General features: G+C 66.5%; 21 protein-coding genes. 9 read left to right on the top strand and 12 right to left on the bottom strand.

Annotated features, from left to right (window positions below; genetic code table 11):
• Positions 1-391 precede the first annotated feature (391 nt).
• From dnaB to ACJH6I_RS09075, 4 genes are all read left to right on the top strand, one after another.
• Positions 392-2182, top strand: a complete 1791-nt coding sequence (dnaB, locus tag ACJH6I_RS09060; RefSeq protein WP_029120101.1) for a replicative DNA helicase — start codon at positions 392-394, stop codon at positions 2180-2182.
• A 640-nt stretch (positions 2183-2822) separates the two neighbouring features.
• Entirely contained in the window at positions 2823-4064 is a 1242-nt protein-coding gene (locus ACJH6I_RS09065; RefSeq protein WP_406783990.1) for an MCE family protein, read from the top strand.
• A 181-nt stretch (positions 4065-4245) separates the two neighbouring features.
• The gene (locus tag ACJH6I_RS09070; protein ID WP_406783967.1) at positions 4246-5223 is read left to right on the top strand and encodes a glycoside hydrolase; all 978 of its coding nucleotides are present in this window, start codon (positions 4246-4248) and stop codon (positions 5221-5223) included.
• 438 nt (positions 5224-5661) lie between these two features.
• Positions 5662-5895 carry a hypothetical protein gene (locus tag ACJH6I_RS09075; protein ID WP_406783968.1) on the top strand — a complete coding sequence of 78 codons (234 nt, stop codon included), beginning with the start codon at positions 5662-5664 and terminating at the stop codon, positions 5893-5895.
• Here ACJH6I_RS09075 and ACJH6I_RS09080 read toward each other — a convergent pair.
• The gene (locus ACJH6I_RS09080; protein WP_406783969.1) at positions 5870-7102 is read right to left on the bottom strand and encodes a benzoate/H(+) symporter BenE family transporter; all 1233 of its coding nucleotides are present in this window, start codon (positions 7100-7102) and stop codon (positions 5870-5872) included. The two genes, ACJH6I_RS09075 and ACJH6I_RS09080, sit on opposite strands and share 26 nt — an antisense overlap.
• 56 nt (positions 7103-7158) lie before the next feature.
• Here ACJH6I_RS09080 and ACJH6I_RS09085 point away from each other — a divergent pair, with 56 nt between their 5' ends.
• Positions 7159-7674, top strand: coding sequence for a helix-turn-helix domain-containing protein (locus ACJH6I_RS09085; RefSeq protein ID WP_212807745.1), 516 nt, complete (start codon positions 7159-7161; stop codon positions 7672-7674).
• Between the two features lie 30 nt (positions 7675-7704).
• Here ACJH6I_RS09085 and ACJH6I_RS09090 read toward each other — a convergent pair whose 3' ends face one another.
• Together ACJH6I_RS09090 and ACJH6I_RS09095 are read right to left on the bottom strand one after the other, a co-directional pair.
• Positions 7705-8544, bottom strand: coding sequence for an SDR family NAD(P)-dependent oxidoreductase (locus ACJH6I_RS09090; protein WP_406783970.1), 840 nt, complete (start codon positions 8542-8544; stop codon positions 7705-7707).
• Positions 8541-8879, bottom strand: coding sequence for a nuclear transport factor 2 family protein (locus ACJH6I_RS09095; RefSeq protein ID WP_406783971.1), 339 nt, complete (start codon positions 8877-8879; stop codon positions 8541-8543). The genes ACJH6I_RS09090 and ACJH6I_RS09095 overlap by 4 nt, the downstream gene beginning before the upstream one ends.
• Before the next feature lie 81 nt (positions 8880-8960).
• Between ACJH6I_RS09095 and ACJH6I_RS09100 the strand changes: the two genes are divergently transcribed.
• Positions 8961-9839, top strand: coding sequence for a MerR family transcriptional regulator (locus ACJH6I_RS09100; protein ID WP_406783972.1), 879 nt, complete (start codon positions 8961-8963; stop codon positions 9837-9839).
• 34 nt (positions 9840-9873) lie between these two features.
• On the opposite strand, the gene ACJH6I_RS09105 is transcribed toward ACJH6I_RS09100, so the two are convergent.
• Both ACJH6I_RS09105 and ACJH6I_RS09110 read right to left on the bottom strand, forming a co-directional pair.
• Positions 9874-11007: an ABC transporter substrate-binding protein gene (locus tag ACJH6I_RS09105; RefSeq protein ID WP_406783973.1), complete on the bottom strand. Its 1134-nt coding sequence runs from the start codon at positions 11005-11007 to the stop codon at positions 9874-9876.
• Between the two features lie 8 nt (positions 11008-11015).
• Positions 11016-12041, bottom strand: coding sequence for an aldo/keto reductase (locus ACJH6I_RS09110; protein WP_406783974.1), 1026 nt, complete (start codon positions 12039-12041; stop codon positions 11016-11018).
• A gap of 85 nt (positions 12042-12126) precedes the next feature.
• On the opposite strand from ACJH6I_RS09110, the gene ACJH6I_RS09115 reads away from it, so the two are divergent.
• Complete coding sequence (locus ACJH6I_RS09115; RefSeq protein WP_406783975.1) at positions 12127-12657, top strand: TetR/AcrR family transcriptional regulator; 531 nt, start codon at positions 12127-12129, stop codon at positions 12655-12657.
• 25 nt (positions 12658-12682) lie between these two features.
• Here ACJH6I_RS09115 and ACJH6I_RS09120 read toward each other — a convergent pair whose 3' ends face one another.
• Positions 12683-13267, bottom strand: coding sequence for an SDR family NAD(P)-dependent oxidoreductase (locus ACJH6I_RS09120; protein ID WP_406783976.1), 585 nt, complete (start codon positions 13265-13267; stop codon positions 12683-12685).
• A 180-nt stretch (positions 13268-13447) separates the two neighbouring features.
• Between ACJH6I_RS09120 and ACJH6I_RS09125 the strand changes: the two genes are divergently transcribed.
• Positions 13448-16234: a BREX system ATP-binding domain-containing protein gene (locus tag ACJH6I_RS09125; RefSeq protein ID WP_406783977.1), complete on the top strand. Its 2787-nt coding sequence runs from the start codon at positions 13448-13450 to the stop codon at positions 16232-16234.
• Between the two features lie 28 nt (positions 16235-16262).
• On the opposite strand, the gene ACJH6I_RS09130 is transcribed toward ACJH6I_RS09125, so the two are convergent.
• From ACJH6I_RS09130 to ACJH6I_RS09145, 4 genes are read right to left on the bottom strand one after another with little or no spacing between them, the layout of a single operon-like run.
• Positions 16263-16958 carry an SDR family NAD(P)-dependent oxidoreductase gene (locus ACJH6I_RS09130; protein WP_406783991.1) on the bottom strand — a complete coding sequence of 232 codons (696 nt, stop codon included), beginning with the start codon at positions 16956-16958 and terminating at the stop codon, positions 16263-16265.
• Between the two features lie 23 nt (positions 16959-16981).
• Positions 16982-17722, bottom strand: a complete 741-nt coding sequence (locus ACJH6I_RS09135; RefSeq protein WP_406783978.1) for an SDR family oxidoreductase — start codon at positions 17720-17722, stop codon at positions 16982-16984.
• Positions 17719-18120: a cupin domain-containing protein gene (locus ACJH6I_RS09140; RefSeq protein ID WP_406783992.1), complete on the bottom strand. Its 402-nt coding sequence runs from the start codon at positions 18118-18120 to the stop codon at positions 17719-17721. The genes ACJH6I_RS09135 and ACJH6I_RS09140 overlap by 4 nt, the downstream gene beginning before the upstream one ends.
• A 4-nt stretch (positions 18121-18124) precedes the next feature.
• A complete protein-coding gene (locus ACJH6I_RS09145; protein WP_406783979.1) occupies positions 18125-19291 on the bottom strand; it encodes an NAD(P)/FAD-dependent oxidoreductase in 1167 nt (388 codons plus the stop codon).
• Positions 19292-19599: 308 nt separating this feature from the next.
• Here ACJH6I_RS09145 and ACJH6I_RS09150 point away from each other — a divergent pair, with 308 nt between their 5' ends.
• Positions 19600-20628: an NAD-dependent epimerase/dehydratase family protein gene (locus tag ACJH6I_RS09150; protein ID WP_406783980.1), complete on the top strand. Its 1029-nt coding sequence runs from the start codon at positions 19600-19602 to the stop codon at positions 20626-20628.
• Here the strand turns inward: ACJH6I_RS09150 and ACJH6I_RS09155 are convergent.
• Both ACJH6I_RS09155 and ACJH6I_RS09160 read right to left on the bottom strand, forming a co-directional pair.
• Positions 20625-21491: an arylamine N-acetyltransferase gene (locus tag ACJH6I_RS09155; protein ID WP_406783981.1), complete on the bottom strand. Its 867-nt coding sequence runs from the start codon at positions 21489-21491 to the stop codon at positions 20625-20627. The genes ACJH6I_RS09150 and ACJH6I_RS09155 overlap by 4 nt on opposite strands.
• A gap of 35 nt (positions 21492-21526) precedes the next feature.
• Positions 21527-22078, bottom strand: a complete 552-nt coding sequence (locus tag ACJH6I_RS09160) for a TetR/AcrR family transcriptional regulator (RefSeq protein WP_406774517.1) — start codon at positions 22076-22078, stop codon at positions 21527-21529.
• Between the last annotated feature and the right edge of the window lie 276 nt (positions 22079-22354).

Genomic DNA, 22354 nt, shown 5'->3' on the forward strand with positions numbered 1-22354 from the left:
GCCGGCTGTTAACCTACGCGGCCCTTTTCTGCCACGCGTACGCAACACAACACGCCCGAGATGGCTACCCGGCACGACACGCCGCACCAATTCTCATACACAGGCTCACAGGCGATATATAGGCCCTTGACCTGCAAGGTTGGGAATTTACCCGCTGGTATTCCACAAGTTCTCCCCAACCCGTCAACATCGTTGTCCACGTCTTTCCACATTTCATCCCCAGGGTTATCAACAGGGGTGGTTTCGGGAGGCTCCAGCAACGCCTAACGTGATGCGTCGCGCGACAGGTGAGCGGGCTTGCGAGCCCGATCTGTCGGCGGGGTGAAGTACGGTCACAAGTAGCTCGTTCGAACATACGTTTCATATCGATTTTCGGGAGGAGGAGCGCTTCGTGGCTGTCGCTGACGACCTGGGTCGTTCCGACATGGAGGAGCCGCCCAGCGAGGATTTCGGCCGTCAACCGCCGCAGGACATGGCTGCCGAGCAGTCGGTCCTCGGTGGCATGTTGCTGTCCAAGGACGCGGTCGCCGACGTCCTCGAGCGCCTGCGTCCCGGCGACTTCTACCGCCCCGCGCACCAGAACATCTACGACGCCATCCTCGACCTGTACGGCCGGGGTGAGCCCGCTGACGCCGTCACGGTCGCCGCCGAACTCGACCGTCGCGGACTGCTCAAGCGCATCGGCGGCGCGCCGTATCTGCACACCCTGATCTCCACGGTGCCCACCGCGGCCAACGCCGGCTTCTACGCCGGCATCGTGGCAGAGAAGGCCACGCTGCGCCGCCTCGTCGAGGCCGGCACGCGCGTCGTGCAGTACGGCTACGCGGGCACCGAGGGTGCCGATGTGGCCGACCTCGTGGACCGCGCGCAGGCCGAGATCTACGACGTCACCCAGACCCGCAGCAGTGAGGACTTCACCGTCCTGGAGGAGCTGCTGCAGCCCACCATGGACGAGATCGACGCCATCGCGTCCCAGGGCGGTATCTCGCGCGGTATCCCGACCGGTTTCACCGAGCTCGACGAGATCACCAACGGTCTCCACCCGGGCCAGATGATCATCGTGGCCGCGCGCCCCGGTGTCGGTAAGGCGCTGGCGCTCGACACCCCGCTGCCCACGCCCGGCGGCTGGACCACCATGGGTGATGTCTCGGTGGGCGACGAGCTGATCGACGCCAACGGACAGCCCACCCGCGTGGTCGCCGCGACTCCGGTCATGGAGGAGCGCCCGTGCTACGAGATCGACCTGTCCGACGGCACGACCATCGTGGCCGACGCCTCGCACCAGTGGCCGACCGGCCGCGGCATCGTCACCACCGCGACCCTGCGGCCCGGCGCTGACCGCCTCGAGCCGGCACTGACCGCCGGCGGGCTGGCGGTGCTCACGCGGCCCGTGACGATCACCGATGTGCGCCGGGTGGAATCGGTGCCGGTGCGCTGCGTCGAGGTCGACAACCCGGCCCACCTGTACCTGGCCGGGCGGTCGATGGTGCCGACGCACAATTCGACGATCGGGCTGGACTTCATGCGGTCCTGCTCGATCAAGCACCAGCAGGCCAGCGTCATCTTCTCGCTGGAAATGAGCAAGACCGAGATCGTCATGCGACTGCTCTCGGCCGAAGCCAAGATCAAGCTCGGTGACATGCGCTCGGGTCGCATGAGTGACGACGACTGGACCAAGCTGGCCCGCCGCATGAGCGAGATCTCCGAGGCACCGCTCTACATCGACGACTCGCCGAACCTCACCATGATGGAGATCCGGGCCAAGGCCCGTCGTCTGCACCAGAAGGCCAACCTGCGGCTCATCGTCGTGGACTACATGCAGCTGATGACCTCGGGTAAGAAGTTCGAGTCCCGGCAGCAGGAAGTCTCGGAGTTCTCGCGGTCGCTGAAGCTGATGGCCAAGGAACTCGAGGTTCCCGTGGTCGCCATCAGCCAGCTGAACCGTGGTCCCGAACAGCGCACCGACAAGCGCCCGCAGGTGTCGGACCTTCGTGAGTCGGGATCGCTGGAGCAGGACGCCGACATGGTCATGCTGCTGCACCGCCCGGACTCCATCGACCGCGACGACCCGCGCGGTGGTGAAGCCGACATCATCCTGGGCAAGCACCGTAACGGCCCGACCGCGAATATCACTGTGGCACACCAGCTTCACTTCTCGCGGTTCACGAATATGGCGAGGTAGTTCTCAGCAGCAGCTGTGTAGATTCTTACGAATCGTGGCGGAATCTCACCAGTGATGCCGGAGTGTCGAGGAACGTCAGCTTCCTCGCGGGGTATCGCCGAGGTCGGCTCATTTCCTCAGCGCTTCTCGACAAGTCGATCTTTACCCTGCCCAAATTCGGGTGGAAGCGCGGTGACCGTGCGGGTTGATAGCCAACAGGTCGCCCACCGGCGCTAGCCGGTGATTTCGGTGAGGGAAAGGTCTTGCCCGACTGGTCATTTCGGGAACCCGCCCATCGGACACCGTTCGGCAATCGTGGCAGACCACTACCACGGGTGGCGTGAACCCGCCCGCGAAGTCTCGACGGAGATTGAACCGAGTCCCGATACGGAAATGGTCGTGCGGGAAATTGATTCCGCATGGCGGCGGCGATCGTTGGGGGGCTCAGGCAGCTCTCGTGCAGTTCTTGCGGTTCCTGCCGACCATGGCCTGCGTGACGGCTGACACGTCGGATCGCCCATGTGAGCCCGAACACCATGCAGGCCAACAGGTTTCGACAAGCCGTCGATACCGCGTTTAATGACAGGGCGTTTGGCCTAGCGGGCCGGCAAAGGGGGGTGGTGCAGTGGCGGGTCCCGACTCGGGGAGCGACCTCGATGGATTGCCGCCGCCGCCAATCGCCGAGGGGCAGGTCCATGCCCCGTTGAACCCCGACCGTAGCCCGCCGTACCAGGCGGCAGCGGTTGGGCTGGTGCTGTTCTTCGTGCTGGTGCTGGCGCTGACTTGGTCCCAGTTCCGAGGCTATTTCGACACCAAGGCCCAGCTGTTCGTGGTGTACAACCGGTCCGGGTTGTCGATGGATCCTGGTTCCAAGGTCACCTTCAACGGGGTGCCGATCGGCCGGTTGCAGGCCGCTGAGGCCCAGTCTGGGAATGATGGCCGGGCTCAAGCCAAACTTGTTCTCAGCGTCGATCCGCAGTACTTGGACCTGTTGCCGAGCAACGTGGACGTCAAGCTGTTGGCCACCACCGCGTTCGGCAACAAGTACATCGCGTTCACCTCGCCGGCCAACCCGTCGCCACAGCGCCTCAAAAGTGGTGACGTGATCAACGCCAGTGGCGTCACCACTGAGTTCAATACGCTGTTCGAGACCATCACCGCGATCTCCGGGCAGGTGGACCCGGTCAAGCTCAACCAAATTCTGACCGCCGCGGCTCAGGCTCTCGACGGGCTGGGGGACAAGTTCGGGCAGTCGCTGGTCAACGGCAACGACATCTTGGGTGACATCAACACGCGGATGCCCGCATTGCGGCATGACATCAAGGCCTTGGCCGACCTATCGCAGGTGTACGCCGACGCATCCCCGGATCTGTGGGACGGCCTGGCGAACGCGGTCACGACGGCCCGCACCTTCAACGATCAGCGCGGCAATCTGGACCAGACGTTGGTCGCTGCGGTCGGGTTCGGCAACACCGGTGGCGACACCTTGGAGCGAGGTGGTCCGTACCTGACCCGGGGCGCCGAGGACTTGCTGCCGACCACCCGGTTGCTGGACAAGTACAGCCCCGAGTTGGACTGTCTGTTCCGCGGCTTCGCCTCCGGTGCGCCGGCCGCGGCCAAGGGCCTCGGCGGTAACGGTTACTCGTTGGCCATGCACATGGAACTGGTCGGCACCGCCAACGCCTATGTCTACCCAGACAACCTGCCTCGCATCAACGCCTCCGGCGGTCCGATGGGTCGCCCGGGTTGCTGGACGGTCACCAAGGACATCTGGCCGATGCCGTACATGGTGATGGACACCGGCGCGTCGATCGCGCCGTACAACCACTTCGGCTTGGGCTCGCCGTTCGCGTCCGAATACATCTGGGGACGTCAAGACGGGCCGAGCACCATCAACCCATGACCCAAGCGTCGCCCGACGGCTCCCGTAGGCGCGGCTCTTCCACTAGCTGATGACCACGCGAGTGGTTGACGGCCATGGTTGGACAGCGCAGGCGCCACTTTTGTAGCCTCCTGGACAACTAAGGCACACGGACAGTCGGCTCGACGGAGCAGACGCCGACAGCGTCGAAGGATGCGCAGTCTTGAAGGTTCACTCACCGCTTGTGGCGAATGACGCCGCCCGCAAGCCGGTGGTCGGTGCCATCGCGGGACTGGTCGCACTGAGCGTGGTGTGGGCCGGTGTGGCGCAGGCCGACCCGCCCCAGGATGGGTTGGCACAGCTCAACGAGCTGTCCCGCCAGGTCGAACAGCTGTCCGACACCATCCGCAATGCGCAGCCGGATCTCGACGCGAAGCTGCAGTCGCTGAGACAGGCGGACAAGAAGCACTCCGACGATCTCGCCGGCCTCGAGGCGACCAAAGCCCAACTGACCGCCTACCAGCAGGACGTGGACCAATATGCCGCTGCGGCCTACATGGGTGGGCGAACCGACGGCGTCAGCGCCATTCTGACCGCGTCGTCGCCCGCGAACCTGATCGACACCCTGGCCGTCCAGAGGGTGGTGGCTACCGAGATCTCCGCGCAGATGCGGGGCTTCCGTCAGGCCTACCAGGACGCGCAGGCCAGCGAGGAGGCCTCGGCAAAGTCCGCGGCTGACGCGAAGGCGGCCGTCGACGCGGCTGCTGCGGTCCGAGCGGACTTGCAGAACATGCGGGCTCGGCTGCGCAAGCAGATGGCCGCTGTCAGCGCGAGCTATGCCGCGTTGCCCCCGGCCCAGCAGGCGGGAGTGGTCCTCCCGACGGCAGCCGTCACGGCAGCGTTGGGCCCGATCGCGCCGATCCCCACGGTCGGGATGAGCGGTTTGGTCCCCAACGCGAGGGCGATCGTGGACTACATCATGGCCACCTACCCCGGCGTGAAGTCGATCGGTGGCGTGCGTGCAGATCGGCTTCCCGACCACCCGAGCGGGCATGCGGTGGACATCATGATCGGCTCGGACATGGGTCTCGGGGACGAGATAAAGGCCGATCTCGAGAGTCAGGCCGGACGCTTCGGTATCTCCTACACAATGTGGCGGGTGGCTGCCCACTTCGACCACGTCCACGTGACCGTCTCCTGAAGATCCGTTCTTTCGCACAGTCCCCTCGGACATCGTCGGCCGTGACATCGGGCCGGGCCGCCGGGGCGGAGGCCTTCAACAGCCGGCTTGAGTAGCGCTGGCGCTATGTGCTCGGGATCACGTAATTCGCACGTTCGGCTTGGGCCACCGGTCACGACTAACCCATATACCGCGGTTGCTGGCCGCAACCGCTCACGAGATGAACGCCAAGTCGACGGTTGCCGCCAGCGCAGTCGTTCACAATCTCGAAAGGGGAACTGGAGCAACATGTTTAGCCGTGTACTAGCCCTCGCCGGTGCCGCTGCGGTTCTCGGCGCCTTGCTATCGACAGCAATCCCTGTGCAGCTGGGAGCTGTGGACCGGTTTGGAACGCCGATTCCCTGCGGGACCGGCTTTCACCCGGACTTCGAAGTCGCCCGAGTACAAGACCAGATCAATTTGGATCTGCACACCAACCGCGGGCCCATGTTCGCGCCGAGCAACTATGTCGAGCAGTGCCAGTCGATACTGGCTGATCGGCAGTCGACGACGCTGCCGGTTGGGGCCGGTGGAGTGGTGGCCCTCATCGCGGCCGCGGTCCTGTGGAGTCACCGCCGTCCGCAGGTGGGCGAGGAGCCTGCCATGGCGCCTGTGCTGACGCCGCCGTTCAGCCGAGAGGCTGCGTTGTCGTAGCAGCAGGCGCACTTCGGCGCGACAGTTCTGGAGCGGCGGCGGCCGCAGGCCTGAGCAGTCGGTGTGCGATCACGCCGATCACCAGCGCCCAGAACGCCGCACCGATGCCGGCCACCGTCGTTCCCGAGGCGGCAACGATCAGCGTCACCGCTGCGGGGAGTCGCGCCGATTCGTCGGCCATCGCTCCCGCGCAGGCGCCGGCAAAAGCACTGAGTAGTGCCACACCGGCAACGGCTTGCACGACACCCGCCGGGGCCGCGAGAACAGCCGCTGTCAGTCCGGTGGAGACCAGGCCGAGCCCGCAGTACACCGCCCCCGTCGTGAACCCGGCGATCCAGCGGCGCCGGGGGTTCGGATCGGCGTCCGGTGCGGCCGCCAACGCGGCGCTGATCGCGGCCAAGTTGACGGCGTGTCCGCCGAACGGAGTCGCCAGCAAGGAACCGATCCCGGTCACCGTCAGCACCGGACGCCAGGGAACGCGGTAACCGAAACCCGACATGACAGCGACGCCGGGGATGTTCTGCGCTGCCATGGTCACGATGTACAGCGGCACAGCGATGCCGGTGAGCGCTTGCAAGGTGAAGGTGGGAGCCGTGACCTGCAGGTGGGGGATCCATGCAGTGGCTGCGGGCAGGGCGTGGTTGCGGACCAGTGTCACCGCGATCACCACCAGGGCGGCGCCGAACGCGGCCGGTACGGCCCAGCGGGGCCGGAGCGCGATCATGATCAGCCACACCACCAGCACCGGTGCGATCGCACCCGGATCGTGGGCCAAGGCGGTAACCGGAGCAACGCAGAGCGGCAGGAGGACCCCCGCGAGCATTGCCTGAGCGACGGGATTGGGGATGCGGGTGACCAGGCGCGCGAGCGCCGGCCAGAGGCCCGTCGCCAGCAGCAGCACCGCCGTGAGCGCGAACGCGCCGACGGCCGCGGGCCACCCGCCGGCCACCGCACCCGTCGTGACCAGCAGCGCCGCGCCGGGCGTCGACCACGCACTCGTGATCGGCATCCGGAACCGCCACGACAGCAGCATCGATGACGCGCCCATCGCCAAACTCACCGCCACCAGACCCGAGGCCGCCTGTTGCGGATTTGCGCCCGCTGCCCGCAGCCCCGCGAGAACCACCGCGAACGACGACGTGAAGCCGACCAGGGCGCACACCACGCCGGCACTGATCGGGACTGCCTTCGAGGCGTCCTGTTCCATCCACACCCTCCGTTCTGAATACGGAACGTTCTGTAAACGGAACGTACCATGAAGAGATGTATGCGGGAGAGGTCGGTCGCCGGTTGCGAGAGCTGCGGGTGGAGCGGGGTCTGAGCCTGTCCGAGCTCGCCCGCCGAGCCGGGGTGGGCAAGGGGTCGTTGTCCGAGATCGAGTCGGGCGGCCGCAATCCCACGGTCGAGACCCTCTACGCCCTGTGTGAACCCCTGGATGTGCCGCTGACCGCGCTGGTGGGCGAGACCCCGGGCGTGCACCCAGCCGCCGACGGCGGAATGCGTACGGTGCTGCTGTCGGTGCGGCACCTGCCCCGGGTCACCGTCGAGGTGTTCCGCCTGGAGTTCCCTGACGGCGCCGAGCACATCTCGCCGTCGCACGGGGTGGGCGTTCGCGAGCACCTCACTGTTGTCGACGGCAAGGTGCTGGCCGGGCCGGTCGGTGAGGAGAGCCTGGTCGAGGAGGGGGCGACGCTGAGTTGGCTGAGCGACCGCCGCCACCGGTTCGCCGCTCCCGATGGTGCTGCTGAAGCGGTAGTGGTGATCACCACCCCGCGGTGAGGGCCGGCGGAAGGAAGCCGGGCCGCCCGGCTAGGCAGGGAAATCCGCACTGCGAGAAAGTCTTTCGTTCGCCCGGATGTCGGCCAGGTTCTGCTCCAGCGCATCGATCACGGCGTCGTATCCGCTGTTGCCCAGGACCAGCCGGCGGGGCGGCGGGTCCTGGGCCATCGCCGCGAGTACCGCACGAGCTCCGCGGCGAGGGTCGCCTGGCTGCACACCGTCCATCCCCACGAAGGTGGCACGGACCTGCTCCAGCATGTCGTGATACTCCGGAATCCCTTCAGCGACAGGCTCATTGGTGAAGCCGGCGTAGGCGTTCGTGCGGAACGCTCCCGGCTCGACCGTCAACACGGAGATGCCCTGTGCGGCGACCTCGTCGCGCATCGCATCGGTGATGGCTTCGATGGCGAACTTCGTCGCGCTGTAGTAGCCGAATCCGACGGCCGACACGAGCCCGGCCACCGACGACACGTTGACGATCCACCCGCTTCCGCGGGCGCGCATGCCTGGCAGCACGGCGCGCGTCACGGCCAGCACCGCAAAGAAGTTCAGTTCGAACATCGCCCGCAACGAGGTCTCGTCCATTCCCTCGATCGATCCGTACCAACCGCGACCCGCGTTGTTGACCAGCACATCGATACCGCCGAAGTGCTCCTCGGCCGCGCGCACCGCGCGCTGCACCTGCGCCCCATCGGTGAGTTCCAGCGGCACGACGAGAACGGCGTCACCGTACTGTTCGGCCCAGGTCGCCAGCTCCTGCGGGCGCCGGGACGTCAGCACCACGCGGTCTCCCGTCTCGAGCGCCGCTTCGGCGAAGGCCACCCCGAAGCCGCCGGGTGTATCGCCGGTGATGAACCATCTGCGGCTCATGGCTCGATCACCAACCGGCTGATCGACTCGCCGTCGAGGGTGAAGCGGAAGTGCAGGTCGACCACCCCGCCGGGAAAGTCGCCCTCCAGATGCTGCCCGACGTCGACGGTGGTGCCGGTCGTGGTCGCGCCGGTGAACTCGGAGGTGTAGGTGTACTCGCCGGCCGAGGCGGTCAGCCAGGCTCCAATCTCGTGACGGCCTGTGTGGTCGCGCCCCTCATCGGTCACGACCGCATCGGCGGTGAAGGTGGCAACCGCGCGGCCGTCCTGCGGAGTGCTGAGCGCGGTCATGAACGTCTTTATGTTGTCCGGGAGGGCATCCCAATCTGTGGTCATGACCTCACGGTGGAGCTTCCTGTAGGGGGAGGGTCAAGCCTGGGCCGCAATGTTGACCTTGCCCTAGGGGGAGACTGCAGGATGGCCTCAGCCGATAACGCGGGCGGCGGATCGCATGAGGAGGACGGCGTGGGCGCACAGGTTTCGATCGGTGACTTCGCCGTGATGACCAGCCTGAGTAGGAAAGCGCTACGGCACTACCACGACATCGGGATCCTCGAACCGGCACACGTCGACGCGTACACCGGCTACCGCTTCTATGACACCAGCCAGGTCGACCATGCACACATCATTCGCCGGTTTCGATCCCTCGGCATGTCCATTCCCGACATCAAAGCGCTGCTGAGCACAGACGACGCCGCGACGCGCACCCGGATCATCACGGCTCATCTCGAACAGATGGAGGTCCAGCTGCAGCAGACGCGTGACACCGTTGGCGCGCTGCGCGAGTTGCTTTCGCCCGTCCAGACCCCCGCCTTCGTGGCAGTGCGCCATGAGCCGGCACTGGCCGTGTGGTCCATCGGCGCCACCATCGAGGTATCCGAGATCGACAGCTGGTTCGCGGCGACGCTGAGCACACTGCGAGATGCAGTTGGCGCAGCAGTCGGCGCACCGTCTGTCGTCGTGCCTGGCGGCCTCTACGACCGGGCACTCTTCCTCGAATCACGCGGCCACGCAACCCTATTCGTGCCTGCGCCGCAATCGGCGCAGCCTCCGGAGGGTGTCCGCGCGGAGGTGTTACCCAAGGCCGAATACGCGGTGCTCACCCACTCCGGGGGTCACGACGAAAGCATCGACCGCAGCTACGGGGCGCTGGGCAAATACGCGAACGAGCACCTGATCAGCGGCCAGGGGCCGATCCGCGAACACTACCTTGGTGGAACACCTGCAGCTCCAACAACATTCACCGCTACGGAAATCTGTTGGCCGGTCTTCAGCACCACCCCGTCGCCAGACTGACAACAGCCCGCGGCCAGACCGACACCGTCGATCATCAGCGGTTTGCGTCGGTGCGGCACAAGTGCTCTCGTAGCCGTCCTGCGGACCACGGGGTGAGACGGAACCGGCCGTCCCGAATGACGGCGACGGCGACGTCATCGACGTCCAAGCCCGAATGGTCGGTGGGCGAGAAGGCGTATCGGCCGGCAGCCGTTAGGCACGTCAGCGTTTCCATCGCGTCCCGGACTGCGCCACGGTCGTCGGTGCCCGCGGATTCGATCGCCGCCGTGATGAGTTTGGCGGCGATGTAACCGTCGACGGCGAACTGCGATGGGAGTGCGCCATGGCGCTGTTCGAAGGGTGCGGCCAAGGCTTCGATCGTGAGTCGCGTCGCCTGCTCTGGTACGTCTGAACCGATGCTCGCCAAGGACGTTCCGACGATGATGCCCTCGGCGGCGGGTCCGACCGAGTCCATAAATCCCGGGCTTGCTGCCCCGATCCCCATCACCATCGGCATGCTGAGCCCGGCGGCTCGAAAAGCCAGTGCCAAACCCGTTGCCGGTGGACCGGTCACCCAAGCCATCAACGCCTGCGCCGCGCTCTGGGTGACCTGACGGATTGCCGGACCGAAATCGGCGGTGTCCACGTTGACGGACACGACGGCGATGGCCGTGATGCCGTGCCGATCAAGCATGGCGCGCTGGGCCGCCCAGGCATCTCGGTTGAACGCGCTGTCGGCATCGATGACCACGGCGATCTCGGCGATGCCGGCGTCGTGAAGGAACCGCAGCAGTTGCTCGGCCACCAGATGCCCGGGCGGCGGCGTCATGAAGGCGTACGGCCGCACGGGATCGACCTGCGTGTGTGCGGCACCAGTTGAGACATAAAGCAATTGGTGTTCGTCGGTGTGTGGCAGGACGGCGAGGCTGGCATTGGAGAACGATGTGCCGATAACCGCGACGGTTCGCAGCCCGGCGAGCCGACCGTAAGCATCGACTGCGCCCTGCGGCAGGCTGCCGTCGTCTTCGACGTGCAGCTCGATACGGCGTCCGAGCACGCCGCCAGAGTCGTTCAGTTGTTGCACCGCCAGCTCGGCGCCGGCCACGTTCTCCAACCCCATGTAATTGGAGCCGGTCAGTGATGCGATCTGACCGAGCACGAGGGGGCGGGCGGCAGGGGTGGGCGTCATCTGCGCGCTCAGCGTGGCGCCACGGTACTGGCGTGCGCCGGTGCGTAGCGGTCGCCGACGATGGTTCCCGGGGCGAAAGCCGCTGAGAGATAGGCGGATTCGTCGGCGCTGAGGGCGGCATTGGTGGCGGCAAGATTCTCGGCCACATACTCGGCGCGCTTGGTTCCGGGAATCGTCACCACCCGGAAGGGGCGCGAAAGCAGCCAGGCCAACGCCAATTGGCCCGGGCGGCAACCTTTTTGATCGGCCAGCTCGTTCAGTGCAGCCACGGGAGCCAGGTTCGTCTCCAGGTTCTCCGCGGTGAAGCGCGGGTTGGTGGCGCGCAGATCGCCTTTGGCAAAGGTTGCATCGGCAGCCAACGCTCCGGTGAGTGCGGAGCGGCCCAGCGGGCTGTATGCGACCAGCGTTATCCCCAACGCAGCACACGTCTCCGCGATACCGCCCTCGACGCCGCGTTCCCACAGGGAATACTCGCTCTGCAACGCCGCTATCGGATGCACCGTCTGCGCTCGGCGCAAGGTCTCGGGCCCCACCTCGCTGAGACCGATCGCGCGGACCTTGCCCGCATCGACCAACTCGGCCATGGCCCCGACTGTTTCCTCGATGGGGATGTGTGGATCGAGGCGATGGCAGTAGTACAGGTCGATCACGTCGGTGCCGAGGCGCCGCAGACTGGCTTCGCAAGCGGCGGTTGCGTACTCGGGCCGTCCGTCGATCGCGATCCCGTCGTTGGTTTCGTTGATCCGGGCGGCGAACTTCGTGGCCAGCACCACCTCATTGCGGCGTCCGGAAATGGCCTTGCCGATCAGCTCCTCGTTGTGGCCGAACCCGCGGATCGGGACGCCCCAGGTGATGTCGGAAGCGCCGTAAACGTCTGAAGTGTCGAGGTGGTCCACGCCCAAGTCGAGCGCTGCACGGATGGTTTGTATCGACGTCGAATCGTCGGCGTCTCCATAGCTCTGCGACATCCCCATGCAGCCGAGACCGACCGGCCGAACATGGAGGTCCGAATGGCCGATCTGCACCCGTGCCATGCCATCAACTGCCGTCACTGTCGAACCCCTTCGCGATAAGTGATAGTTTCACTATCAGATAGTACGCCTGGAAATGGAGCCGACGATGAGACGAGATGCGGCAGCCAACCGCAGCCGATTGGTCGCCGCTGCCGAGGACGTGTTCGCGCAGCAAGGCACACGGGCGACTTTGGAGGATGTCGCACGTGCGGCCGGGATGGGCCCGGCAACGCTCTACCGACGGTTTCCCAACAAGGAGGCATTGGTCCGAGAAGTGTTGAGCGAGTTCTTCGGGCGCCTACTGGCAGCCGCGGAGGAAGCGCACGCCGCACCCGACGACCGATGCCTGAGCGTCTTCCTCCACACCGTGGGCGCCGAGCTCGTCCGTAAGAGCGGGCTGTCGGCCTACTTGTGGGGTGACCTCGCGCCACAGCAACTCGTGGAGGAACTCCGGCAGCAGTCGGCAGCCTTGCTGTCGCGCGGGCAGCGATCCGGCGCGATCCGGCGGGACGTGACGACCGCAGACGTGACCGCTACCATCTGGGCGCTCCGCGGCATCGTCGCGGCCGGTGGTGGCGACGACCTTTGGCGGCGACACCTCGACACCGTCCTCCGCGGGTTCCGTCCGGCGCCTTAGCGGCGCACCTACCGAGTCGCGGTACTCACGCGATGCTTGCTCCGCCATCAACGTGCAGTGTGGCGCCGGTGATGAAGCTCGCCCGGCCGGAGGCGAGGAAGATGATCGCTTCGGCGATTTCGGCAGGCCGGCCGACGTGTCCGAGCGGATTGGCTCCGCTTCCGGCCACGACGGTGTTGACCCGAATGCCGCTTGCGCCGAATTCCGTTGCCCAGCATCGGGTTAACGCGGCAATGGCATCTGTCGGCCCCGTCGTGACGTTGACGATCGCTCCGCCACCGTGGCGGATCATGCAGAGAGCGACGGCGCTGACAAGAAAGTACAGGCCGGCCAGCGTATCGACGTCGACCACTTCGGCATTGTTGATGAGGACGTCGACCGGCACCTGTCGGGCGAGATGGTCGACGGACTCCAGGTCAGCCAGGTCGGCGTCGATGAACCGGGTACCAGGGCCCAGTTCGTTGACGGCAGCCCGTCCGGCGGCGGCGTCCCGGCCACTGATGATCAGCTGAGCGCCGGCCTCTTTGAGCAGGCGCGCCGTGGCCCGTCCCAGCTTCGAGGTCACCTCGGTGACCATGGCTGTGCGTCCCGAAAATTCTGGTGAGCCCACCCTGCCCTCCCTCCGGCGTGCTTCGACAACAGTGGCAGTCAGAGAGCCGGTAGGGACCACGGAAAACCCGTGGTCCACGGGTAGCCCTGCATCCAGCGGGCCGACATGACAGGATCTGCCGGTACCGCGGTCAGAAGCCTGGCCGCTTCCGGGCGCTCCAGACGGGTAGGCATTTCGATCGTGACGGCGATCCGCGACCGAAGCAACGCGGCGTTGCCGGGCCGCACCGCCGAATGCCAGACACTTCGGGAGATGGTGGACGCCGTGCGCTCCGGGCGCAGTGAGGTGCGGGTGCTCCTCGGTGAGGCCGGTATCGGGAAGACGGCGTTGCTGACATTTCTGCGGGAGTGCGCCGCCGCGGACTGCACGGTGTTGACCACAGTGGGTGTGGAATCCGACATGGAATTGGCCTTCGCGGGTCTGCAGCAGCTGTGCGCGCCGGTGCTGGATTACCGGTCGGGTCTGCCGCAACCGCAGCGGGAGGCGCTGGAGGGGGCCTTCGGTCTCAGCGACACCGGTACCGCGCCGAATCGGTTCTTGGTGGGGTTGGCAATCCTCGGGCTGCTTGCGGCTGCCGCTGCGGATCGACCGGTGTTGTGCGTGGTCGACGATGTGCAGTGGCTGGATCACGTGTCGGCGCAAACGTTGTTCTTCGTGGCGCGCCGCGTGCAGGCCGAGTCCGTAGGGTTGGTTTTCGCGACGCGTACCCCGATCGACGGCACCGCGGGGTTACCCAGCCTGGCGGTGGGTGGACTCGACGACGGTGACGCACGCAGGTTGTTGGAGTCGACGTACCCGGGTCGCCTGGATGGAGCGATCCTGGACCGGATCGTGGCCGAAGCGCGGGGAAACCCGTTGGCGCTGTTGGAGACTCCGAAGGACATCGCATCCTTCAACACCGAGAACGTCAGGGCCGGCATCGCAGAGCATTACCGCACGCTGATCGCCGACCTGCCTGCCGAGACCCGGATGCTCCTGTGCGTCGCGGCCGCTGAACCGGTGGGCGACCCGGCGCTGCTGTCGCGCGCATTGGCACATCTGGACCTCAAACCCACAGTGATGACGCCCGCGTACGACCTTGGCCTGATCGCGGTCGACAGCCGAGTACGGTTCCACCATCCGCTGGCGCGGTCGGTGGCTTACCGCTCGGCCTCCGTAGAACAACGCCGATCCGCGCACGCGGGGCTGGCGGCGGTCACCGACCCCAGCGTCGACCCGGACCGGCGTGCCTGGCACCGTGCCCTGGCCGCCGATTCTCTTGATGAGCAGGTGGCATCGGATCTGGAGCGTTCGGCCGGGCGGGCGTTGCAGCGCGGTGGAACCGCCTCCGCCGCAGCATTTCTGGCCCGGGCGGCGGAGTTGACTCCGGACCCCGCAGTCCGTACCGGCCGGGCGCTCGCGGCGGCCGAGGCCCATCGCGAGATCGCGTCGTTCGGCAACGCCCACCGTCTCCTGGCCACCGCAGATCTGGGCCCGCTGACCGATTTGCAACGGGCCCGCTCCGCGCAACTGAAGACCCGGTTGACATTTGCCGCCGCACGCGCCGACGGTGACGCCGATGCGCTCGTGGCCGCCGTCTCCCAGTTCACGGCGGTGGCGGGGCAGTTGGATGCGCTCGACACGACCCTGGCCACCGAGGCCTACCTGGAGGCGCTGAGCGCCGCGATGTACGTCGGGCGTATCGCAACCGGTCTGGCTGCCGACGTCGCAGCGACCGCGCGAGCCGCGCTGGCGAAATTGCAGCCGCAGACCCCACTCGAGCTGGTGACGCACGCGCTGGCCGAGCGGTTGGCGTTGGGTCCGGTCGAGGCGATGCCCGCCATGCGCCGCGCGTTGGACGCGCTCAAGACGGCCGCCCGGGACGGCAGCCGCGGGTGGTTCTGGCGGGCCTTCCCCGTTGTCCATGAATGTCTGATCCACGAGACGTGGGACGACGGGTGGCATGACTTCTCGGCGCACGCGGCGCAGCTGGCCACCGACAGCGGGGCGCTGGCGCTGCTGCCGCCGGCGCTGTTGTCACGTGCCGGTGCCGCCGTCGAGCGCGGCGAATTGGCCACGGCCAGTTCACTTGTCGCCGAAGCCAATGACCTGGCCATCGCCATCGACTACGCCCCGCTGAAGTACCACCGGATCATCGTGTCGGCCTGGCGGGGAGACGAAGCCGAGGCCACCCGATTGGCGACGGCGGCTCTGGAGTCCGGCCGCGCCCGAGGTGAGGGCCGGGTGATCGGCCTGGCGTACTACGCCACCGTGGTGCTGAACAACGGGCTGGGCCGGTATGCGGAGGCGCGATCGGCGGCACACAGGGCGTGCGAGTATGACGACCTCGGGTTCCACAGCGAGTTGTTGGTCGAGGCAATCGAAGCCGCGGTCCGCGCCGATGATCGTGGATTCGCCGAGCAGATTTTTGATCGGCTTCAGGCGCGGACATCGGCGGCTGGGTCACCGCGGGCGTTGGCCGCGCTGGCCCGATCGCGGGCCTTGCTGAGCGAAGGTGAGCAGGCGGAGGCGCTGTACCTGGAGTCGATCGAGCGTTTCGAAGCGACGTCGCAACGGGTCCGCCTGGCCCGGGCGCGACTGCTTTACGGGGAATGGTTGCGCCGCAACGGCCCTGCCACAGTCGCACGGGAGCCGCTGCGTCTCGCCCACCAGGAGTTGGTCCAGATGGGGTCGATGGCGTTCGCTGAACGGGCCCGCCGCGAGCTGCTGGCTGCAGGTCAGAAGACCCGTAAGCAGCCGACAGCCGCTGGTGATGAGCTGAGCCCGCAGGAACGTCAGATCGCCGAGCTGGCCGGCCGGGGCCTGACCAATCAGGAGATCGCCGGCCAGCTGTTCATCAGTGCCCACACCGTGGAGTGGCATCTTCGGAAGGTGTTCACCAAGTTGGGGATTCGTTCGCGGCGGGAGCTCAGGAAGCGGACCAACCAGCCGAACGGGTCGGAGCCCCCAACGGCACGCACCCGATGACGCGAGTGTCGTCGTCGGAGTCCAGTTTTCAGACGGCGGTCCCGCCGCCGTCGACATGCAGGGTGGTCCCGGTGATGAAGCTGGCGCGCGGGGAGGCCAGGAAGTAGATCGCCTCGGCGATCTCGGCGGGATCAGCGGTCCGTCCGAGAGGTAGTGCACGGCCGAGCTCTTCGTTGGTTTCGCCCCATTCCGCTGCGACACCAGCGGTCGCGGTCGGCCCGGGTGCGACGTTGTTGACCCGGATGTTGTGTGGACCGAATTCCACAGCCCACGTTCGGGTCAGCTGCTCCACCGCTGCTTTGGACGCGCTGTATACCGAGGCGCCGGGCACGCCTTTGGATGCCACCATCGAGGTGACGTTCACGATGGCCCCGCCACCGCGGCGAATCATGGTGGGCACCGTCGCGGCCACCAGGAAGTAAAGTCCGCGCACGTTGGTGGCGAAGGTGTGCCCGAATCCGTCCTCGTCCTGGTCGACGGTCAGGGCGGCCGGGAAGCGAGCCGCGTTGTTGACCAGGATGTCGAGTTCGACTTTCCGGGCCAGCCGTTCCACACCGGCTGAGTCGGCCATGTCGACGGCGACGAATTGTGCTGTCGGACCGAGCTTTTCCTGAGCCTGGTGTCCGCGTTGCGGGTCGCGGCCGGTGATGATCACCGTGGCACCCGCTTCCACCAGCCGATGGGCGGTCGCGAAGCCGATGCCGGCGGTGCCGCCGGTGACCATGGCGGTGCGCCCGGCGAGCTCGGTCACCGGGCCAGCCAGTCGGAGAGCCGGGTGGTGCCCAACTCGGCGCCGTCGCCGGTCACCAGGCTGTTCTGCTGCACGGGGACACCGAAGTAGGTGGCCTGCGGGTCGACGACGACGGGCAGGTCTTTGCCTCGTGCGGCGAAAACGGTGCGGGCCAGGTCGGCGAAGGCCACCTTCTCCGGCCCGCCGAAATTCAGCACATCGTTGCGCGGCGCTTCGGTGGCGACCCGCGCGACCATGCCGGCGACCTCGGCTGCCGCGACGGGCTGGATCAGGGCATCCGGTGCATGGGCGACCCCATCGGCGACCAGCGAACCGGCGATACTCTCGGTGAACTCGTGGAACTGGGTGGCCCGCACGATGGTGTACGGCACGCCGGAGTTGGCCACCAGTTCTTCCTGGAGCTGCTTGCCACGCAGATAGCCGTCGGCCTCGATACTGCCGACCCCCACGATCGACAACACCACGTAGTGCTGCACCTGGGCCTTCTTGGCTTCCGCGAGCAGGGTGGCGGCCGAGGCGGTGAAGAACTCCGCCGCCGGCCCGGGTTCCATGGTGGGGGAGTTGAGGACGTCGACGACAGCGTCGGCGCCCTCGAAGGCCGCCGCCACCCCGTCTCCGCTGACGGCGTCTACGCCGGAGGACCGGGAGGCGGCGGTGACGTCATGGCCTGCGCCGGTGAGTAATTCGACGACCTGCGCACCGATCTGGCCGGTGGCCCCTACGACAGTGATGTTCATTTTTGCCCCTTCGTGAAGCGTCGGTCTCGGCGCTGTTCGAGTTCGTCCTCGTCGACGAGGACGAACATGTCGACGCCGGGTTTGCAGAGCATGGTCACCAGGAACCGCAGCGGGATGTCGTCGCGGTTGTTGCCGTCGGAGTAGTGGATGACGTCACCGCCGGGCTCCCAGAACGCCTCCCCGGCTTTGATGACTCGCGGGGCCTCGCCCTCCAGCTCGAAGAGCATCTCGCCTTCCAGGACGTAACCGAAGCAGGGCCCGCCGGGATGGCGGTGTGGCGGCGCGCCTTTGTCACCGGGTCCCCATTCGATGATCGCGGTCATCGCGTCGGCGCCGTCCGGAATGTGGGGCGGTTTGACCGACTGGATGACCGTCATCGCCGCCATCAGCTTGTCCATCACATCAGACACGAGTTGTCCCTTTCCTCAGATTCTTTTGCCGCTTACCGCCTTTGGGCCAGAAGTAGCTGCCTGGTTTGCGGGCCTCCTTGGCCAGGAACGACACCGTGCCTTTGCACACCGATTCCTTGATGGTGGCGGCGAGAGGACCGCCGAGGTGCAGCGGCAGGGCCTCGTCGTTGAAGTGCGCCATCTGGATGGTGCCGCCGTGGCGGCCCAGGCTGATGCATTGACCCACCGAGGCCGGGTTCAGGTCTTTCGGAGTCGTGCCGTCGAGGCGCGCCAAGAGGGTGTCAGCGGCGTGGGCGGCCAGGGGCATGGCGAGCTGGCAGCTCATCCGCAACGGGGCGCCCGAAGGGGAGGCCGCATCGCCGGCGGCGATGATCGCGGGATCGTCGACGCTGGTGAGGGTTTCGTCGGTGAGCAACCGGCCGAGCCGGTCGGTGCGTAGACCGCTGTCGGCGGCGAGCGTCGGGACACCGAAGCCGGCGGTCCACACGGTGGCCGCGCTCGGCAGTTCTGTGCCGTCGCGCAGAGTGATTCGGTCTGCGGCGACGCGTGTGACGGTGGCGTTGTCGAGCACGGTGACACCCAGTTTCGTCAAGCGCTTGGCCACCGACTTACGCCCGCCCTTGGCCAGTGACGGGCCGAGGGCGCCGGTCACCAGAGTGACGCTGCGGCCGACTTCGGCGAGTTCGGAGGCGGCCTCGATACCTGTGAGACCGCCGCCCACCACCACGATCGGCGCCTGCAGTGGAACATCGGCCAGTCGAGCGGTCAGGCGCTGTGCCGCCTCGAATTCGCCCAGCGCATAAGCGAATTCGGCGGCGCCGGGCACGGATGCCGGGACCGGGGCGGTGCTGCCGACGGCATAGACCAGGTAGTCGTAGTCGAGGGTGCTGCCGGATGACAGGCGTAGTTTCTTGGCGCCGGCATCGATGTATTCGGCAGCGTCGACGACAAGCTTCACCGAGTCGGCCAGCACCGCCGAGTAGTCCTCAGTGGCGTCGTCGTTGCCTGCGACCAACTGGTGCAGCCGGATCCGTTCGACGAACTGCGGCCGCGGGTTCACCAGGGTGACGTCGATGTCTGTGCGTTGGCGCAGGCGGTTGGCGGCAAGGACGCCGGCGTATCCGCCGCCGACGACCACAACGCGGGTGGTGGTGCTCATCTGTTTCTCCTCGGTTAGGTGTCGGTGCTGAACTACCGGCCGTGGCCCTCAGCGCGTCACGTCTTCATGCCAGCGACGTTGCCATTCAGGAGATTGGTCAAGGACCACGGAAAACCCGTAGTCCTCGGTTCGTGCGCCGCTCGAGGGCAGGGCAGCCAGATGTGATCCGATGACCTCAAGTTGCAACGAACAGGAACTACGGGGTTTCCGTGGTCCTTGACGCGCGCCGTGTGGGCAGGCTGTCGGTGTGCGCGTGCGGGCACCGGCGATCCGGGCGTTCGCTTTCAACAAACAACTGGTGAGGGACTATGGGTGAGAAGTCATTGGTACTCGTGACCGGCGCCGCTGGTTACGTAGGCAGCCACGCCGTCAGTCAGCTGCTCGGCCGGGGTTACCGGGTGCGCGTCGCCTTGCGCAGCCGAGCGCGGGCCCAGGAACTCTCCGAAACCGTGGCGCTGCAGGGGCTGGACCCTCGCCTGATCGAGATCGTGACAGCCGACCTCACCGCCGACGACGGGTGGCCGAAGGCGGTCTCCGGAGCCGCGGACGTCCTGCACATAGCCTCACCGTTCCCGGCCGAAGCACCCGCGAACGACGACGAGATCATCATCCCCGCGCGCGAGGGCACCCTGCGTGTCCTGCGCTATGCCCGCGATGCGGGCTGCCGCCGGGTCGTCATGACGTCCTCTTTCGCGGCCGTCGGGTACTCCGCCAAAGCGGACGAGCACTGGACAGAGGACGACTGGACCGACCCAGCCGACGACAACACCGCCTACATCCGGTCCAAGGCCATCGCCGAGCGCGCAGCGTGGGACTTCATCGATACGCAGGGCGGTGACCTCGAACTGACCACGTTGGTGCCGGTTGGCATCTTCGGACCCACTCTCGGAACACATCTGTCCACGTCGGTGAAGTTCATCCAATCGATGCTCACCGGAGCGCTCGACCGGGTCGCGCCTCAGTATTTCGGTGTCGTCGACGTGCGCGACGTCGCTACGGCCCACATTCAGGCGCTGACGGCGTCCGGTGCGGCCGGCGAACGGATCCTGCTGGCAGCTGACGGGCCCGCAGTCAGTTTCCTCGAGATCGCGCGCATGCTGCGCGAGGGTCTGGGAGCTGCGGCGTCGAAGGTACCCACCAGCGAGTACAGCGAAGCCGAAGTACGCGAACTCGCCCAGACGGTGCCGGCGTTGCGCGAGGCGCTGTCGCGACTCGGCCTGCGACCTCAGATCAATAATGCCAAGGCCAAGGCGGTGTTGGACTGGGAACCGCGCCCGATCAGCGAGACCATTCTGGATACCGCGCAGTCACTGATCGCCAAAAACCTGGTTTCCTAGAGGCGCACCCGCATCCAGTCGACCAGAGCCGCAGCATCCTCACCGGACAACTCGACGCCGAAGGTGTCGGCCAACAAGGTTGGTACGTCAGAGATCTCGACGTCGCGTGTGGAGCAGGATCCGTCGGGATTCGTTGTGGTCCACGTAGTTCCGTCGAGCACGTGCTGGACGTCGGCGGCGAATCGCTGGACGAACGGCCGGGTGGTGAACGGTGAGCGCCGTGAGGTCGACACGAAGTGGTTGCCAACGGCGTAATCGATCGGATACTGCGGGTCGAGCGTGAAGACGTGCCGGTCGAGCCATTCGACCGTGCCATCCACACTCGACCGCTGCCACAGCGTCCACTCGGCTGGATGGAACACCTCGGTGTCGGCGCCGAGGGGAGCCGAGGACAGGCGCAACTGCCAGCCGTCTTGATCGACCTCGTTACCGGCGATCAGCTCGATGGGTTCGAGTGGCCCGCGGCCGAATCCGACATCACACAGCCAGCGCCGACCGTCGTCGAACTCGACAACGATCAGCGCGTGGGTGCGCGGGCGCGCGGTCCCCTCCGCGCCCAGGGTGACGCGCCCGCCGAGCGCGGTGAACCGGAAACCGAGCCGCTCCAGGGCCGCTGCGAACACCGTCACGTGCTCGTAGCAGTAGCCGCCGCGGCGGTACTGAATCATCTTGTGCTGCAGGGTGTTCAGATCGAGGAGGATCGGCCGGCCGAGCATGATCTCGAGATTCTCGAACGGAATCGAGGTGGTGTGGGCGCGGTGCAGAGCGGCCAGGGTCGCGGCGGACGGGAGTCGCTCGCCCTCGAAGCCGATGCGCGCGAAATAAGCGTCAAGATCGAGTTCGTCGCCATGCCACGTGGTCACAAACCCACGATAGTCAGCGGTCTGCAGACCCATGCTTACCTGGGTCTACGTGAGGCGGCCTCGACCGCAGGCAGGTAGATGAGGTCCACCAGCTCGGCAAGGGCGCTGCGCTCAATGGTGTTGTGTGCGAGCAACAATTCGTTGCGCATGAGTGCCAGAATGCTGGTGGCTACGCGGTCGGGAATCCTGGCCGGTCCGATCTCGCCTCGATCGCGCGCGGCGTCCAGTGCGCGGCGAATCGTGTGGTCGGTGTGTGCGGCCACCTTCGCTTGGAAAGTCTCCAGGGTGGCTTCGTCGGCTTCGGCGATGAGGTTGCGGTAGGTGTCGAGCCCGATCTGTTGCCACTGATCGACCAGGGATTCGACCATGGCGAGGATGTCGTCACGAAGGTTCTTCGACGACGCCACCTCGAGCGACGGGGTGCGCAGCGTCGGAAGCGCGTCGGTGACCATCTGTGCGCGAGAACGATAGCGGCGGTAAAGAACTGGCTTGCCCGTCTTTGCGCGGCGCGCGACGCCTTCGAAGGTGACGCCGGCGTATCCGTGTTCGGTCAGCTCAGCCCACGTGGCGTCTCGGATGGCGGACATCAGCGCGTCGTCCCGGCGTCGTGACACCGGCCCGGGCGGTACGGCCGCTTCTCGATTAGGCACGTTGCGTATCTTAACGGCCCGCGCTACCGTGAAAGTAGGAAACGCTCCGTATCTTATGGGCACCGCCGGCAAACACCCTTTTGAAGCGAAGGCGAGGATTCATGGCTGTTCGACTGCCAAGCCTGGAGGACCTCGAGAGGAATTGTCAATACCTGTGGATCGGCTTGTTTCAGGCGACCTCCGTTCCAGTTGATTCGGTCGGTGCCGAGTCCG

The organism is Mycobacterium sp. SMC-13, from assembly GCF_045311035.1.
GTDB lineage: Bacteria > Actinomycetota > Actinomycetes > Mycobacteriales > Mycobacteriaceae > Mycobacterium.

Excerpts from the sequence above, each read along its gene's own strand:
- ACJH6I_RS09080 (WP_406783969.1), bottom strand. The coding sequence starts at position 7,102 with ATGGAACAGGACGCCTCGAAGGCAGTCCCGATCAGTGCCGGCGTGGTG.
- ACJH6I_RS09085 (WP_212807745.1), top strand. The coding sequence starts at position 7,159 with ATGTATGCGGGAGAGGTCGGTCGCCGGTTGCGAGAGCTGCGGGTGGAG.
- ACJH6I_RS09090 (WP_406783970.1), bottom strand. The coding sequence starts at position 8,544 with ATGAGCCGCAGATGGTTCATCACCGGCGATACACCCGGCGGCTTCGGG.
- ACJH6I_RS09095 (WP_406783971.1), bottom strand. The coding sequence starts at position 8,879 with ATGACCACAGATTGGGATGCCCTCCCGGACAACATAAAGACGTTCATG.
- ACJH6I_RS09100 (WP_406783972.1), top strand. The coding sequence starts at position 8,961 with ATGGCCTCAGCCGATAACGCGGGCGGCGGATCGCATGAGGAGGACGGC.
- ACJH6I_RS09105 (WP_406783973.1), bottom strand. The coding sequence starts at position 11,007 with ATGACGCCCACCCCTGCCGCCCGCCCCCTCGTGCTCGGTCAGATCGCA.
- ACJH6I_RS09110 (WP_406783974.1), bottom strand. The coding sequence starts at position 12,041 with ATGGCACGGGTGCAGATCGGCCATTCGGACCTCCATGTTCGGCCGGTC.
- ACJH6I_RS09115 (WP_406783975.1), top strand. The coding sequence starts at position 12,127 with ATGAGACGAGATGCGGCAGCCAACCGCAGCCGATTGGTCGCCGCTGCC.
- ACJH6I_RS09130 (WP_406783991.1), bottom strand. The coding sequence starts at position 16,958 with ATGGTCACCGGCGGCACCGCCGGCATCGGCTTCGCGACCGCCCATCGG.
- ACJH6I_RS09135 (WP_406783978.1), bottom strand. The coding sequence starts at position 17,722 with ATGAACATCACTGTCGTAGGGGCCACCGGCCAGATCGGTGCGCAGGTC.
- ACJH6I_RS09140 (WP_406783992.1), bottom strand. The coding sequence starts at position 18,120 with ATGGACAAGCTGATGGCGGCGATGACGGTCATCCAGTCGGTCAAACCG.
- ACJH6I_RS09145 (WP_406783979.1), bottom strand. The coding sequence starts at position 19,291 with ATGAGCACCACCACCCGCGTTGTGGTCGTCGGCGGCGGATACGCCGGC.
- ACJH6I_RS09150 (WP_406783980.1), top strand. The coding sequence starts at position 19,600 with ATGGGTGAGAAGTCATTGGTACTCGTGACCGGCGCCGCTGGTTACGTA.
- ACJH6I_RS09160 (WP_406774517.1), bottom strand. The coding sequence starts at position 22,078 with ATGTCCGCCATCCGAGACGCCACGTGGGCTGAGCTGACCGAACACGGA.